The organism is Variovorax sp. (assembly GCF_965279555.1).
Lineage (GTDB): Bacteria > Pseudomonadota > Gammaproteobacteria > Burkholderiales > Burkholderiaceae_C > Variovorax.
In genome coordinates this window covers 4,684,640-4,699,638 of record NZ_OZ257247.1, presented here as the reverse complement: position 1 = coordinate 4,699,638, position 14,999 = coordinate 4,684,640, and the positions used below count along the sequence as shown (strand labels likewise).

The window sequence follows — 14,999 nt, the reverse complement described above, 5'->3', positions numbered from 1 at the left end:
AGGGCTGGATGACCGGTTGGGGCCGTTACTGTAGCCGGAGGCCGTGCTAAAAGCCCGTGAACAGCAGCGGTTCCCGCGCCGTTGCCGCAAGAACGGAGCTTTTTTCATGACCGCCGCACAAGACACCCCGTACCCCACGCCCTTCGAATCCGGCAATGGCAACCGGACCGCCACCTGGGCCGAATGCATCGCCTTCTACGAGCGGCTCGCCGCGCAGTTCCCCGGCGTGCTGCATTGGCGGCGGATCGGCCTGTCGGACACCGGCGCGCCGATGCACGCCGGCGTGGTCACGGCAGACGGCGTGTTCGACCGCGAGACGCTGCAGCGGCAGCGCCGCCCGGTGTTCTTCAACAACAACGGCAGCCACCCCGGCGAGCCCGAGGGCATAGACGCCTGCATGGCGCTGGTGCGCGACTTCTGCCTGCAGCCCGAGCGGCTGGCGGCGCTGGGCGACACGGTGTTCCTGTTCATTCCCGTCTACAACGTGGACGGCTGCATCAACCGCCAGGCCACCTCGCGCGTGAACCAGCTCGGGCCCGAGTCCTTCGGCTTCCGCGGCAACGGCCGGCACCTTGACCTGAACCGCGACTTCATCAAGTGCGACAGCCTCGCCGCGCAGGTGTTCAACCGGTTCTTCACCGCGTGGGACCCGGACGTGATGGTCGACACCCACACCTCCAACGGCGCGGACTACGCCTGCACCATGACGCTGATCCCGACCCAGCCCGACAAGCTGGGCGGCGGGCTGGGCGACTTCCTGCGCGAGCGCATGCTGCCCGCGATCTACGGCGACATGGACCGGCGCGGCTGGCCCACCTGCCCCTACGTGAACCTGCTGGCCGAGACGCCGGACGACGGCATTGAAGACTTCCTCGACCTGCCGCGCTTTTCCACCGGCTACGCCGCGCTGCACCACACCATCGGCTTCATGCCCGAGACCCACATGCTGAAGCCCTTCGCAGACCGCGTGGCGTCGATGCGCACGCTGGTCGAAGTGGTGCTGGCGTTCACCGTGGCCAACGCGGCGCGCATCCAGGCGCTGCGCGGCGATGCCCGGGCCGAAGCCGCGCAACAGGCGCGCTGGCCGCTGACATGGCGCAACGACCATGAGCGCCCGGCCAGCCTGCGCTTCAAGGGCTACCAGGCCGTGCGAACGCCCAGCAGGCTCGGCAATTACGAAAGGCTGGCCTACGACCGCAACCAGCCCTGGGAGAAAGACATCGTCCACTTCGACCGCTGCGTGGAAGACATCGCGGTCGCGGCGCCCAAGGCCTACCTGGTGCCCCAGGCCTGGCGCGAAGTGATCGAGCGCCTGCAATGGAACGGCGTCGCGATGCGCCGCCTGGAGGCCGACCAGCTGATCGACGCGGCCCGCGTCTACCGCGTGCAGGAAGTGGCATCGCGCCCGGGCGCCTACGAAGGCCACATGTTCCATGACCGGGTGGTGCTCACGTCGCACACAGAGCCCTTCCAGGCGCGCGTGGGCGACATGTGGGTGCCGCTGGACCAGCCCAATGCCCGCTATGCCGTCGAGACGCTGGAGCCCGAAGCCCACGACAGCTTCTTTCGCTGGGGCTTCTTCAACAGCGTGCTGGAGAAGAAGGAAGCCTTCTCCGCCTATGTGTTCGAAGACACCGCGCTGCAGATGCTGGAGGACGAGCCTGAGCTCAAGCGCCGGTTCGAAGAGTGGAAGACAGCGAATCCCGCGAAGCTGTCCGATCAGTGCGCTGTGCTGGGCTTTCTCTTCGCGCACGGCAAGCGGCATGCGGAGCTGGAGTGGCGGCGGTATCCGGTGGTGGCCTTGATGGCGTGAGCGCCCCTGACACGGGCAAGGGGGACAGCAATTTTCTCCAAGTCCTGGAGCCGGGGCGTTCTTAAGCTGCGGTCATTCCATGACGCCCCCGGGCCATTGCCGCAGATGCACACCACCCAATCGACGCAGCACGCCGACACCTTCCACCAACTCCACGCTGGCCCGGCCCCGCTGGTTCTCGTCAACGCCTGGGACGCCGTCAGCGCCCGCATCGTCGAACGCGCGGGCGCGACAGCAATCGGCACCACCAGCGCCGGCATGGCCTGGGCGCTCGGCCATGCGGACGGCGAGCGCATGCCCGCCGGCGAACTGATCGCGGCCTGCGCGCGCATCTGCCGCGTTGCCGGCGTGCCGGTCAGCGTGGACATCGAGCGCGGCTTCGGCGACAGCACGCAGGCGGTGCGCGATGTGGCCGGCGCGCTGGTCGACATGGGCGCGGCCGGCATCAACATCGAGGACGGCACGCGGCCGGGTACGCGCGAGCTTGCGCCGCCGGAGGTGCTGTGCGAGCGCATCGCCGCCATTCGCAAGCTCGACGCGCGCTTCTTCATCAATGCGCGCACCGACGCCTACTTCGTGCCCTGGGACGACCCGGCGGCGCGCTTCGACGAGGCGCTGCGCCGCGCGCGGCTGTACGCGGCGGTGGGCGCGGACGGCATCTTCGTGCCCGGCATGTCCAGCCTCGAGGAGATCGCGGAGCTGGCCGGTGCCGTGCGACTGCCCCTGAACGTGTACGCCGGCTATGCGGGCGCTCCGCCGGCCGGCGAGCTTGCGCGCGCAGGCGCGCGGCGCATCAGCCTGGGCTGCGGCCCGCTGCAATCGGCGCTGGGGCTCGTGGGGCGCATCGCCCGGGAAGCCTTTGCACAGGGCCGCTTCGACGCGATGGGCGAGGGCATGCTGTCGGTCGGCGAGATCAACGGGCTCTTTCCCGCGACGCCCTGAGCCGCCTGCCGCCGGGGCGGGTTCGGGTACAGTGGGCGCCCCTTGCCGCAGCCGCCCCCGCCAGAACCCATGTCCACGCACAGCATCCGCCTCGACGCGGTGACGCTGGTGCGCGGCAACCAGCATGTCTTCGAAGGGCTCACGCTGAGCCTGCAGGAAACGCGCATTGGCCTGATCGGCGACAACGGGGCCGGCAAGAGCAGCCTGTTCCGGCTGATCAGCGGGCTCGACCAGCCGCAGCAGGGGCGCGTGACCGTGCATGGCATGGACACGCAGGCCGACCGCAGGCAGTTGTCGAAGCACGTCGGACTGATGTTCCAGAACCCCGACGACCAGATCATCTTTCCCACTGTGGCCGAGGAGCTGGCCTTCAGCCTGACGGCGCGCGGCGAAACACGCCAGGCGGCGCGCCAGCAGGCGCGTGACTTCCTCGCCCGGCGCGGGCTCGAAGCCTGGGCCTCGCGCGCGGTCGGCGAACTGAGCCAGGGGCAGCGCCAGCAGGTGTGCCTGCTGGCCTTGCAGATCAGCGAGCCAGCCACGCTGCTGCTCGACGAGCCTTTTGCCAGCCTCGACCTGTTGAGCCAGGCGCGGCTGGCCGCGCAACTCGAAGACACCGGCCACCAGATCGTCGTGTCCACGCATCTGCTCGAACACGTCTACGACTTCGAGCGCGTGCTGTGGCTCGACCAGGGCAAGGTGCGCGCCGACGGGCCGGGCCGCGAGGTGTGCGAGGCCTATGCCGAGAACGTGCGCGAACGCGCCGCGCTGGAGCGAGGCCGCCGTGCGTAGCCTCTATTCGGAACAGCCGACGTGGATGCACGCGATTGCGGCGTGGGCCAAGCTCGCGGTGCTGTCGGTGTGCGGCACGCTGCTGGTGCTGGTCGAGCGGCCGGTGCCGCTGGCGGTGGCCTGCGTCGTGGTGCTCGGCATCTTCGCGTCGCTCGGGCCGCCTGCGTGGCGCCGCGTGCGCATGCTGCTCGGCGTGGCGATGGCGGGTGCGCTGATCATCGGTTTCCACTGGGCCATGGGCACGACCTCGTTGGGCGTGGCCAGCGCGCTGCGGCTCGCCAGTGCGGCCACGCTGGCGCTGATGCTGACGCTGACCACGCGCTTCGAAGACCTGCTGGCGGTGCTCGAAGCGGTGCTGCATCCGCTGCAGCGCGTGGGTGTGCCGACCGAGCGGATCGCGCTCGGCCTTGGCCTGATGCTGCGCTTCGCCGAAAATTTCTATGTGCAGTGGCAGCGCCTGGACGACGCCTACCGCGCCCGCGCTGGCCACGGCGGCGGCTTGCGGCTGCTGGCGCCGCTGACCATCCGCACCCTGCAGACCGCGGAGCGCGTGGCCGACGCGCTGGCAGCACGGCTCGGCCGCTGAGCTTCTTCTCTTTTTCTTCGATTGCGATTGACCGCCATGACCACCACCGGCTCCCTCAGTTCGTCCCGCTCCCTGTCTTACATCGCGCTGTTCGCGGCGCTGATGGCGGTGTTCGGCCTGATCCCGAAGATCGACCTGCCGTTCGGCGTGCCGATCACGCTGCAGTCGCTGGGCGTGATGCTCGCGGGCTGCCTGCTGGGGCCGCGCCGCGGCTTCCTGGCCATCGCGCTGTTTTTGCTCGCGGTGGCGCTCGGGCTGCCGCTGCTGCCGGGCGGCCGCGGCGGGCTGAGCGTGTTCGTGGCGCCGGCCGGCGGCTTCCTGTTCGGCTGGATGTTCGGCGCCTTCGCCTGCGGCCTGCTGATGCGCCTGGCGATGCGGCGCATGGCCGGCGCCACCGGCACGGGCCTGCTGGCCGCTGCCTTCCTGGCGTCGGTGGTCGGCGGCATCGGCGTGGTCTACGCCTTCGGCATCGTCGGGCTTTCGCTGATCGCCCACATGTCGCTGTCGCAGGCCGCGCTCGCGATGCTGGTCTTCATTCCCGGCGACCTCATCAAGTGCGGCATCTGCGCGATGCTCGTGCAGACGGTCATGCGCGGCATGCCGGGCTGGCGGCTCGACCGCGACTGATCGGTCTTCCTCAGCCGGGCCGCGCGCCCTGCCGGTTAAATACCGTGGCCGACAGGTAGTTCTTGCGCGGGCCGCGCACCGTGTGCCGGATCTCGAACGAGCCGTCCGGCAGGAAGCGGTAGCTGCTGTCGTAGGTGTCGGGCGTGCACAGGTGCACGGCCGAGCCGGCGAGCGCCGCGCCGTCGCGTTCGATGCCGATGGCGTGGAACAGGCGCGACGGGGTTTCGGCGAAATGCACCACGAAGCCGCCCGGCGCTCGCTCGAAGAGGTATTCGCGATGCCCGTCGAATTCCTTGCCGTCGGCCAGCCGTATGCGGCCTTCTTCACGGTACTTGAGCATGTCCGGGGCGAATTCCGTGAACACCGCGGTGCCGGTCATGGTGGCCTGGCCCTCGATGGTTCGCGCGAGGGCCCAGGCGCCCGCCAGCGCATCGAAGACGGTGTCCGGACCGCCCCAGGGAGCTTGGGGCGGAAGGGTGGAAGAGGGGGGCTGCGCGCGCATCCCGGCACTCTACGACAAGCCGTTTTCTCCTTTTCGGAGCGGTGATTGTTTCCACCGTGTGAACACCGCGGTTCCGTTTGCTAAGGGTTTTTACTTAGAGATCGGCGCACAATTCTTCCCATGGACCAGCCCTTCAGCTGATCCAGACCAAGAAACAAGAACCGAACCAATTGAAGGACATCCAAATGACCGCCTCGAAGCTCCTCTCCGCCATCTCCATCGCCCTGCTGGCCGCCGCCGGTGCTGCCCACGCCGAAACCTATGAAGGCGTGCATCAGTTGACCTCGGCCGCCAGCCGCGCCGACGTCGCCAGCCAAGCCGTCGTGGCCGCGCACAGCGCCAACCCCTACGCCACCGGCGCCAACGCCGGCCCGGCCCTGGTGATCGTGTCGAACACCAGCCGCGCTGCCGTCCGTGCCGAAGCCGTTGCCGCAGCGCACAGCGCCGACCCGTACGCAGAAGGCGCTTCGTCGGGCGTGGCTCCCGTGCTGGCCAGCACCGTGGACCGTGCCGCAGTGCGCGCAGCAGCCCGTGCCGCAGCTCGCGGCGACGCCCTGCCGCTGTAATCTTCGGCAGCATGCCCGCTTCGGTGGGCATCTTTCGATAAAAGGCCGGACCGTGCATCTGCATGGTCCGGCCTTTTTGCGTATTTTGCGTATGGCGATGCTCATGGCCGGCTCATACGGCGTCCGTATCATGGTCTGCATGCAAATCCAACATTTCGACATCAACCCCCGTCAAGCTGCACTCATCTCCATCGATCTGCAGAACAGCAACGTAGCCCGGCAGCTTGCGCCGCACGCCGCCGCCGACGTGGTGCAGCGCGGCAAGCGCATTGCCGACAGCCTTCGCAAGGCCGGCGGCACGGTGGTCTGGGTGCGTGTGGACGTGGCGGCGCTGCTGAGCCTGCCGGCGGATGCATCCATCAGCCGGCCCGCCGGGTCGCCGGTGCCGCCGCCCGAGTTCTCCGAACTGGTGCCCGAACTCGAAGTGCAGCCCGCCGACGTGCGGATCACCAAGCGCCAGTGGGGTGCCTTCTACGGCACCGACCTCGACCAGCAGCTGCGCCGCCGCGGCATCAAGACGCTGTTGATGAGCGGCATCGCGACCAATTTCGGCGTCGAATCCACGGCGCGCGCGGCTTTCGACCGTGGCTATGAACTGGTGTTCGTGGAAGACGCGATGACTTCGCTCGCGGCCGAGCCGCACGACTTCGCGAACCAGCAGGTGTTCCCGCGCATGGGCCGCGTGCGTTCGACCGAGGTGGTGCTGGAGGCCATCGCTGCTGCCGGCCAGCAGCAGCGCTGATTCAGCGGGCAGGCAGCAGCCGCAGCGGGGCGACGAGGAAGGGCGCGGCGTCAACTGCGTCCGTCTCGTGGACCGTGACGAACCACCGCGCCGGCCCGCCATCCTCATCAGGCCGCGTGCACAGCGTGCCCGTGTAGAGCAGCCGCGCCGCTTGCGCGTCCTCGCACCGCACGACGGTCTCGCCGCGGCAGGTGTCGGGCAGCGAGGCATCGACGCGCTTCATCAGGCGCAGCGTGAGTCGCACCGGCGCTGTCGTGCGTTCGCCCTGGCGGGCAGCGGGCACAGTCGCGCGCAGCCGCAGTTCGAGCGGCTCGCCGATGCGCAAGCCCTCGCCGCGCTCCAGCCGGATGTTCTCCAGCGCCACGCGCACGCAGCGCCGCTCGCGCAGCGTGGTGCAGACGAACACCACGGTCAGCACCGAGAACATCGCGAACACCGGCAGGCCGACCAGCATCCAGAGCCATTGCCAGCCGCCGGCCAGTGCCCAGGTCATGGCCTGGAAGCCGAAGACCGCGAAGAAAGCCAGCACCGCGAGCGCGATCAGCCAGCCGAGCCAATCGGCGGGCGACTTCGGTGCGCGCTCGGTGGCCTGTGGTGCGCCCGAAGTCCATTCGTCCGGGAGCCGTTCGTCGATGGGCTGAGGGTCGATGGCGGGCTGGTGCTCTTGCATGAAGGCGCGGAGCATAGCTGCCGTCTCCGCCAAAAGGCGCATTGCCTTGCCGCTGGGCATCCCGCATGATGGTGTGGTGCGGAAGGGCAGGCCGCGAGACCTCATGCTTTCGCATTAATGCGCCATAGTGGTGCAGTCGGGCGAAAATACGAAGCGCTCCTGCCAGGAAAAAACGAAAGCACGATCCGTCGCCACCGAGGTGGCAACCCCTTACGCATGGCCCTTACTCTCGACCCCGAAGACACGCGCGGACGCATCCACGATTTGGTGTGGTGCGGTTTCCATCCCGACGCCGACGTCGAATGGATGATCACCGACGAGTATCTGGACCCCGACGAGCTCACGGCCGAAGACCGTGCATGGATCAAGGCCGAGGCAGCGAACGCATGCGCCGCCAAGCGCGCCGCCGAGGCAGGCTGGCCTGCTCTGACCGAGTACGACCGGCTCGACGCCGTGTTCGCGCAGCTACGTGCCGAGAAGATCATCGCGCTGCATCGCGCCGGCAACTCGCTGGCCGACGGGCATGACGACGTGCGCGAGCAATGGCGCGCCGCGGGGCGCCTGGCGTCGGGCATCCGCGGCTGCTGCTTCTATCACTCGCAGGATCTCGATACGGCAGTGCGCACCGGCCGCCTGCACCTGGCGTTCAGCGGCGGCATGATCCCCGAGATCGACCAGCGCGAGGCCAACACCGTCGTCGTGGGCCGCCGCATCGTCGAGCTGCTGCGCGCCGCGGGCTTCGGCGCGCACTGGAGCGGCGACATCAACGAGCGCATCGAAGCCGACCTCGGCCAATGGCGCAAGCGAGGCCCCTCCGCGTGAGCGTGCAGGCCTGGCAGCCGCCGCGCCGTATCGACGCCATCGATTTCTGGCTGCGCTCGCGGCTGCTGGCCACTGCCCATGCGCTGCGCGAGGCGCTGCGGCCTTCGGCCCGGCGCTGGCACGCCGGCAGCCACGCACTGGCAGATGCGCCGGTCATTGCGCAATACCGCACGCCCCTCTGGTCCGATGGCCGCGCCGACGAATTTCCGCTGGTGGCCGGCAAGGTGCAGAACCTGCGCGTGGCGCGCCGCGCCTTCGATGCAGTCGAGGTGCCGGCGGGCGAGCTGCTGAGTTTCTGGCGCCAGCTCGGCCGGCCTGCTGCCTGGCGCGGCTTCGTGGTCGGGCGCGAAGTGCGCGGTGGCTGCGTGGTGCCGACGCTGGCCGGCGGCCTCTGCCAGTTGTCGAACGCACTGGCGACAGTCGCTGCGCGCGCGGGGTTCGAGCTGGTCGAGCGCCACGTACACACGGCGCGCATCGAGCAGGCCGACGAGGCCGATGGCGATGCGATCGACGCGACGGTGTTCTGGAACTACGTCGATCTCAAGCTGCGCGCCAGGCACGCATGGCGGCTCGAAGTGGAGCTGACCGACAGCGAGCTGGTATTGCGCATCCGCGCCCGCTCGCCGTTCCCGGCGGTCGTTGCGCCGCTCGTGCCGCGGCGCGCGAACGAGGTGGATACGCCTGCTGCATCGCCGCTCGCGCGCGGCTGCCTGAGCTGCGACCAGGCCGCGTGCTTTCGGCACCGCCCCCGCATCGACATCGAGCCGCAGGGGCGTACCGCCGTGCTGGTCGATGGCTGGACGCCCGAGTTCGCGCGCTACCTGCACGCTGCGCATCCGCAGGCCGAGCGCATGCAGCCCGTGCCGCTGCGGCTCGCGTTCTGGCGCCGGCCCGCCACCGGCTGGCACCGCGAAGCCGTCGCTGAAGGTACGCAGGTCGTGCAAACGCTGTGGGCCGTGAGCCTGCGGCGGGCGCTGTGGCAGCGGCTCTGGGCGCGGCACGCGGGGCGGCGGCAGGCGAGCCTGATCGACGGGCAGCGGTGGCTCGCGCTGGCATTCGCCGCACGGCTGAAGCCGGCGCACACGCAACTGGTGGTCGAGCAATCGCTGCTGCCGCATCTGCAGCGCATCGGCGCGCTCGACGGACGCCGCGTCACCGTTCTGGCCGGTGCATTGCCGATGGCCGAGATCGAGCGCCGGCTCGATGCTGCCGCGAACCATTGGCCCGACGATGAAACGCTGCGCGATTTCCGCGCCGACCCCGCGCTGGCGCGCGCCGAGGCACAGGCCCTTGCACGCGCGGTGGCCGTGGTCACGCCGCATGCCGAGGCTGCGGCGCAGATCGAGCGGCTCGCGCCGCGGGCCGCGGTGGTGCGGCTCGACTGGGTGCTGTCCGAGGCCAAGGCCGTCGCCAGCAGGCGAGCCGACCCGCCCCTCGTCGTGTTCGCGGCAAGCGCCTTGGCCCGCAAGGGCGCACGCGAACTTGCCGCCGCGCTGCAAGACTGGCCGTGCCGCCTGCGCGTGCTCGGCGCGCCATCGAGCGACGTGCAGCTCTGGCAAGGCATTGCGCAGGTCGAACACATGAACTGGCAGGGCGATGCGCTGGCGGGCGCCAGCGTGGTCGTGCTGCCGGCGCACATCGAGCATGCGCCGCGCGCGGTCTTGCGCGCGGTGGCGGCCGGCGTGCCGGTGGTGGCCTCGACCGCCTGCGGCCTCTCGGCCCTGCCCGGCGTGCATGAGGTCGCGCCGGGCGACGTGGAATCGCTGCGCGCCGCCTTGCGGGCTGCCTGCAATCCCTGAACGGAGAACAACACACTTGGCATCGATCGAACAGGCCCGAGCGGCCCTGGCTCCCCATGGCGCGCTGGCGCCGCAGTCCGCGGCCGATCACTGGCGCGGCGACATCGCGCTGCCGCCCGCCATCGAGGCCTTCTACGCACAGGTCGGTCCGCTCGGCGAATGGATCAACGACCGCGTGGGCCATGCGGGCCTCTCGATCCCGACTGCCGGCAACGACTTCAGCATCCCGCCGCTCGCGCGCCTGTGGCAGCTGCAGGCCGGCTACCGCTGGCACGGCATCACCGGCGAGCGCCTGGCCGACTGGCCAGATCACTGGCTGGTGGTGGCCGACCAGGGCGCGGACCCGTTCATCTTCGACCTGCGCACCGGCGCGATACAGTTCGCCTTCCACGGCGCGGGCGCGTGGCAGGACGACGAACCGATCTTTGGCGACATCCTCGAGATGGCGGCGTGCCTCGGCACCATGGGCCAGGTCTGGGAGGAAGCGGGCGACGACATCTTCCTGGACGACGATTCCGTCAATCCGCTGTATCGCGCGCGGCTGGTCGAACGGCTGGCGCCGCTGCTCGGCGGTGCCGCGGCAGCGGAAGGCCTGGCCGCTGCGTTCGACTGGTAGCGGCACTGCGCAGGCAGCAATCAAGAAAAAGAACACGGAAGCACTTCATGACCATCGACCTCCAGACGCTCAAGTGCGGCGAATGCGGCAGCAGCGTGCTCAAGCGTACGGGCCTCAATGAATACACCTGCGAGCACTGCGGCTCGGTCACGCTGGTCGAGGACAACGTGTCCGACCGGCTGGAGCGCGTGCTCGACCAGGTGAAGAACGAGGCCGGCCGGCGGCTCGCGGCCGAGGAGGCGCTCAAGCAGAAGCTGCTGCTGCGCAAGATCGGCATCGGCGTGATCGCGGTGCTCGGCGTGGTGCTGGTGGGGCGCATCGTGGGGCTGTTCATCGGCTCCGGCAAGCCGTCGCCCGATGCGCGGCCCGCCGCGGTGGTCGCGGCCGTGGCCGATCGCACCATTCCGCCGGATGGGCTGAAGCTCGGCGAGCCGCGCCAGGTGCTGGTGGGTACCGGCAGCTCGGCCCTGCCCAAGCTGCTGGTGGTGGCGCGCAACGAGACCGGCAAGCCGCTGTCGCGTGCCGGCGTGCGCGCCATCTACTACGACGGCGACTCGCGGCTCGACGAGCGCAGCGAGATGCTGCCGGTGTCGGTGCTGCAGCCCGGCGAGAGCGCGCCTGCGCTCATCGACATGCCAAGCGGCAAGAACATCACGCGGCAGGAGCTGCGCGTGCAGAAACTGGCCGAGCCCTACAGCGCAACCGAGGGGCCGCGCATGACCTTCTCGCGCGTGCGGCTGGTGCAGCAGGGCGAGCGCGTGCGGCTGGTGGGCCGCATCGCCAACGCACGCACCGACGGCGTGATGGTCGGCGGCATCGAGGTGCTGGCCACGCTCTACGACGACGCCGGCCAGGTGATCGGCATCGGCCACGGCTACGGGCAGGCCAATGAAATCCAGCCTGGCGCGCAGACCTCGGTGGACGTCAGCATCGCGCGCTTCGGCCGCGCGGCGGCCATAGCGGCGTGGGACTACCGAATCGGCTACAGCGTCGTCGAGGCATCGGGCGCGCGCACGCCGGTGCTGAGCGCCGACCGCGTGATCCGCGCCACCGGCGGCCCGGAGAACTTCAACCCCGAACTGCGGCTGGGCACCGACGACCTGCTGGCCGGCGACAGCGAGCGCTTCGACGCGAAGCAGCTGGAACTGCTGCCGCTGATCGACGGGCGCAACAACATCCAGCAGCGGCTGTTCCTGACCGAGCTGGTGAACCGCAGCGCCGACGCGATCGTGCTGGCGCCGGGCGGTGTGATCTCGCGTTTCAGCGGCAACAAGGCGCGCGGCACGACCAACATCTCGGGGCTGGCCTACCTCTACCCAGGCGAGCGTTTTCCGATCTTCCTCGAGCCGGAAGACATGGAGAAGCTGACCGAGACCCGCATCGAGTGGAAGCCGATGCGCCGCGCCGCCATGCCGGGCCCGCGCAAGCCGCTGGAAGTGCGGGTGACGGGCACCAAGGCCCAGACCGGCAGCGTGCTGCTCAACTTCAGCCAGCGCTTCATCTACAAGAGCGTGGAGGTGACGGGCAGCGTGAAGAACCCGGGCAACGGCATCGTCGGCAAGGTGCGGCTGTGGGTGAGCCTGCGCGACCGCGGCGGGCAGCTCACTGGGTTCAAGCTGGTGGAAAACCTGCCGGCCATCGCGCCGGGGGAGAGCGTGCCGTTCCAGGTGAACGTGGAGCAGAACGGCCGGGACTTCGCGAGCGTGACCACGCTATACCAAACCGAATAGCCCCTCCCGCGACGGCGTTGGGCGGTTCGCGCCATGATCGCGCCCATGATTCCGTTATCGATCCTCGACCTATCCCCGATCACCGAGGGCAGCGACGCCGCGCAGTCGTTCCGCAACTCGCTCTCGCTGGCGCAGCATGGCGAGAAGCTCGGCTACACGCGCTACTGGCTGGCCGAGCACCACGGCATGCCGGGCATCGCGAGCGCGGCCACGGCGGTGTTGCTGTCGTACGTGGGCGCGGGCACTTCGACCATCCGCATCGGCGCCGGCGGCGTGATGCTGCCGAACCATTCGCCGCTGGTGATCGCCGAGCAGTTCGGCACGCTCGAATCGCTGTACCCGGGGCGCGTCGACCTGGGCCTGGGCCGCGCGCCCGGCTCCGACCAGCGCACCGCGCGGGCGTTGCGGCGCAACCTCGAATCAGACTCCGACCAGTTTCCGCAAGACGTGATCGAGCTGATGGACTTCATGTCGAAGAACCCGCAGCAGGCGGTGCGCGCCGTGCCCGGCGCGGGGCTCGAGGTGCCGGTGTGGATCCTCGGCTCCAGCACCTTCGGCGCGCAGCTCGCGGCGCACCTGGGGCTGCCCTATGCCTTTGCTTCGCACTTCGCGCCGCAGCAGATCATGCAGGCCATCCAGATCTACCGCGAGACCTTCAAGCCCTCGGCGCAACTGCAGAAGCCTTACGTGATGCTGGGCTTCAACGTGTTCGCGGCCGACACCGACGAGGAGGCCGAGTTCCGCGCCACCTCGTGGCAGCAGGCCTTCGTGAACCTGCGCAGCGGCCGGCCCGGGCGCCTGCCGCCGCCGGTGGAAAACTACCGCCAGAAGGTCGGCCCGGCCGAGAACGCCTTGCTCGACTCCGTGCTGTCGTGCTCCGCCGTCGGTTCGGTCGAGACGGTGAAGAAAGGCGTCGAAGCATTCGTCGCGCGCACCGGCGCCGACGAACTCATGATCACCTCGCAGGTGTTCGATCACGCTGCCCGGCTGCGCTCCTATGAGCTGCTTGCCGGTGCGTTCGGGCAGAAGTAAGCGTCACGCCCGCTTGCGGGCTTCCTCGTCCACGAGGTCCTTCTTCGAGAGCTTGCCCACTGCGGTCTTGGGCAGCTCCGCGCGAATCTCCAGCGCGCCGATCATCTCGTGCTTGCCGAGGCGGTCCTTCAGGAAGGCCTTGAGCGCATCGAGCGTCAACTCGCCCGCGCCTTCCTTCAGCTTCACGAAGGCCTTGGGCGACTGGCCGCGATATTCGTCGGGAATGCCGATCACGCACACCTCGGCCACGGCGGGGTGCTCGTACACCGCTTCTTCCAGCACGCGCGGATAGACGTTGTAGCCGCCGCACAGCAGCATGTCCTTGGTGCGGTCGACGATGTAGAAATAGCCGTCGGCGTCCATCTTCGCGACGTCGCCGCTGCGGAAGTAGCCGTCGGGCGTCATCGACTCGGCGGTGGCCTTGGGGTTGTTCCAGTAGCCCTTCATCACGTTCGGGCCCTTGATGCAGAGCTCGCCCGCTTCGCCGAACGCGGTGACGTCCTTCGAAGGATCGTCCAGGCTCACGAGCTTGATGCGCACCTGCGGCAGCGGCATGCCGCACGAGCCCGCCTTGCGCACGCCGCGCGCGGGCGTGAAGGTGCCCACGGGCGAGGTCTCGGTCATGCCCCAGCCTTCGTTGAGGTGGCAGCCGGTGAGTTCGAAGAAGCGCTGTTCCACCTCCACCGGCAGCGGCGCGCCGCCGGAGCCGCAGAACTTGAGCGAGCGCAGGTCCATTTCCTTCGCCTTGGGGTGCGAGAGGATGGCGGTGTACATCGTCGGCACGCCGGGGAACACGCTGATCCTGCTGGCCGCGAGCTCGTTCATCACCGCGTCGACGTCGAAGCGGGTGTGCAGCACCAGCGCGGCGCCCAGGCGCACGCCGAGCAGCATGGCGGCACTGAGCGCGAAGATGTGGAACAGCGGCAGCACGACCAGGAAGCGCTCGCTGCCCTCGTCGAGGATCGGCGGATCGCCCTTGGTCGACTCGTAATACTGCGCCGAGGCCGAAGTGAGGTTGGCGTGCGTGAGCATCGCGCCCTTGGGCAGGCCGGTGGTGCCGCCGGTGTACTGCAGCACGACGATTTCTTCCGCGAGATCGCCGAGCGGATAGGTCTGGTGCGTGCCTTCGCTCTTGAGCAGGTCGGTGAAGCGCAGGTGGCGGTCGTCGGTGGGCACGGGCGCGATCTGGCCGGCGCCCTGCAACTGGGCCTGCACCTTGTCGCCCGCAGCGCCGTAGTCGCCGAGGCTGCCGACCACGAGCTTGCGCAGGCGCGAGCTGTCGAGCAGGCGCGCCATCTGCGGGTACAGGTTGACGAGATCCAGCGTGATAAGAATGTCTGTGCGGCTGTCCTCGATCTTGTGGGCCAGCACGCGCTCGGCGTCGAGCGGCGAGTAATTCACCACCGTGCCGCCGGCCTTCAGCACCGCGAAGAAGGCGATGGGGTAGTGGGGCGTGTTCGGCAGGTACAGGCCTACGTGCACGCCGGGCTTCACGCCCAGGTCCTGCAAACCCTTGGCGGCACGCTCGACAGCCGCGCCGAGCTCGCGGTAGGTGATGGCCTGGCCCATGAACTCCACGGCCGAATGCTCGGGCCAGCGCGCGACGGCTTCATCGAGCATCTGCTGCACCGGCTTGACGGGCAACTCGGCGTCCCAGCGCATGCCGGGCGGGTAGTTGCGCGTCCAGGGGGTGTCGTTGCCGGGCTGGGCGGCGGGGGAGGGGGTGGCCATGCGTCTTGTCTCCGCTGTGCTTTTGCGGCACT

General features: G+C 69.3%; 15 protein-coding genes. 12 read left to right on the top strand and 3 right to left on the bottom strand.

Going from position 1 to position 14,999, the window contains the following annotated elements; all coding sequences use genetic code 11:
* Positions 1–106 precede the first annotated feature (106 nt).
* The 5 genes from ACQY8B_RS21980 (at position 107) to ACQY8B_RS21960 (ending at position 4,757) form a co-directional block, all read left to right on the top strand.
* Positions 107–1,813, top strand: a complete 1,707-nt coding sequence (locus tag ACQY8B_RS21980; protein ID WP_422088644.1) for a M14 family zinc carboxypeptidase — start codon at positions 107–109, stop codon at positions 1,811–1,813.
* A 105-nt stretch (positions 1,814–1,918) separates the two neighbouring features.
* Positions 1,919–2,755: an isocitrate lyase/PEP mutase family protein gene (locus ACQY8B_RS21975; protein ID WP_422088643.1), complete on the top strand. Its 837-nt coding sequence runs from the start codon at positions 1,919–1,921 to the stop codon at positions 2,753–2,755.
* Between the two features lie 69 nt (positions 2,756–2,824).
* Positions 2,825–3,544, top strand: coding sequence for an energy-coupling factor ABC transporter ATP-binding protein (locus ACQY8B_RS21970; protein WP_422088642.1), 720 nt, complete (start codon positions 2,825–2,827; stop codon positions 3,542–3,544).
* Positions 3,537–4,130, top strand: coding sequence for an energy-coupling factor transporter transmembrane component T family protein (locus ACQY8B_RS21965; protein ID WP_422088641.1), 594 nt, complete (start codon positions 3,537–3,539; stop codon positions 4,128–4,130). Before ACQY8B_RS21970 ends, ACQY8B_RS21965 begins: the two co-directional genes overlap by 8 nt.
* Positions 4,131–4,166: 36 nt before the next feature.
* Complete coding sequence (locus ACQY8B_RS21960) at positions 4,167–4,757, top strand: biotin transporter BioY (RefSeq protein WP_409194702.1); 591 nt, start codon at positions 4,167–4,169, stop codon at positions 4,755–4,757.
* 10 nt (positions 4,758–4,767) lie between these two features.
* On the opposite strand, the gene ACQY8B_RS21955 is transcribed toward ACQY8B_RS21960, so the two are convergent.
* Positions 4,768–5,259, bottom strand: coding sequence for a DUF6314 family protein (locus ACQY8B_RS21955; protein ID WP_422088640.1), 492 nt, complete (start codon positions 5,257–5,259; stop codon positions 4,768–4,770).
* A 185-nt stretch (positions 5,260–5,444) separates the two neighbouring features.
* Between ACQY8B_RS21955 and ACQY8B_RS21950 the strand changes: the two genes are divergently transcribed.
* Together ACQY8B_RS21950 and ACQY8B_RS21945 are read left to right on the top strand one after the other, a co-directional pair.
* Entirely contained in the window at positions 5,445–5,825 is a 381-nt protein-coding gene (locus ACQY8B_RS21950; RefSeq protein ID WP_422088639.1) for a helicase SNF2, read from the top strand.
* A 139-nt stretch (positions 5,826–5,964) separates the two neighbouring features.
* Positions 5,965–6,567 (top strand): isochorismatase family protein, encoded by a 603-nt coding sequence (locus tag ACQY8B_RS21945; RefSeq protein ID WP_422088638.1) that lies wholly within the window; start codon positions 5,965–5,967, stop codon positions 6,565–6,567.
* A 1-nt stretch (position 6,568) separates the two neighbouring features.
* On the opposite strand, the gene ACQY8B_RS21940 is transcribed toward ACQY8B_RS21945, so the two are convergent.
* A complete protein-coding gene (locus tag ACQY8B_RS21940) occupies positions 6,569–7,252 on the bottom strand; it encodes a hypothetical protein (protein ID WP_422088637.1) in 684 nt (227 codons plus the stop codon).
* A gap of 201 nt (positions 7,253–7,453) precedes the next feature.
* On the opposite strand from ACQY8B_RS21940, the gene ACQY8B_RS21935 reads away from it, so the two are divergent.
* The 5 genes from ACQY8B_RS21935 to ACQY8B_RS21915 are packed head-to-tail and all read left to right on the top strand — an operon-like array spanning position 7,454 to position 13,236.
* Positions 7,454–8,059, top strand: a complete 606-nt coding sequence (locus ACQY8B_RS21935) for a DUF6891 domain-containing protein (protein ID WP_422088636.1) — start codon at positions 7,454–7,456, stop codon at positions 8,057–8,059.
* Positions 8,056–9,858, top strand: a complete 1,803-nt coding sequence (locus ACQY8B_RS21930) for a VanW family protein (protein ID WP_422088635.1) — start codon at positions 8,056–8,058, stop codon at positions 9,856–9,858. The genes ACQY8B_RS21935 and ACQY8B_RS21930 overlap by 4 nt, the downstream gene beginning before the upstream one ends.
* A gap of 16 nt (positions 9,859–9,874) precedes the next feature.
* Positions 9,875–10,474 (top strand): hypothetical protein, encoded by a 600-nt coding sequence (locus ACQY8B_RS21925; RefSeq protein ID WP_422088634.1) that lies wholly within the window; start codon positions 9,875–9,877, stop codon positions 10,472–10,474.
* A gap of 47 nt (positions 10,475–10,521) precedes the next feature.
* Complete coding sequence (locus tag ACQY8B_RS21920) at positions 10,522–12,204, top strand: FxLYD domain-containing protein (protein WP_422088633.1); 1,683 nt, start codon at positions 10,522–10,524, stop codon at positions 12,202–12,204.
* Between the two features lie 45 nt (positions 12,205–12,249).
* Complete coding sequence (locus tag ACQY8B_RS21915; protein ID WP_422089093.1) at positions 12,250–13,236, top strand: LLM class flavin-dependent oxidoreductase; 987 nt, start codon at positions 12,250–12,252, stop codon at positions 13,234–13,236.
* A gap of 3 nt (positions 13,237–13,239) precedes the next feature.
* Here the strand turns inward: ACQY8B_RS21915 and ACQY8B_RS21910 are convergent, their stop codons facing one another.
* Positions 13,240–14,967, bottom strand: coding sequence for a long-chain-fatty-acid--CoA ligase (locus ACQY8B_RS21910; protein ID WP_422088632.1), 1,728 nt, complete (start codon positions 14,965–14,967; stop codon positions 13,240–13,242).
* Between the last annotated feature and the right edge of the window lie 32 nt (positions 14,968–14,999).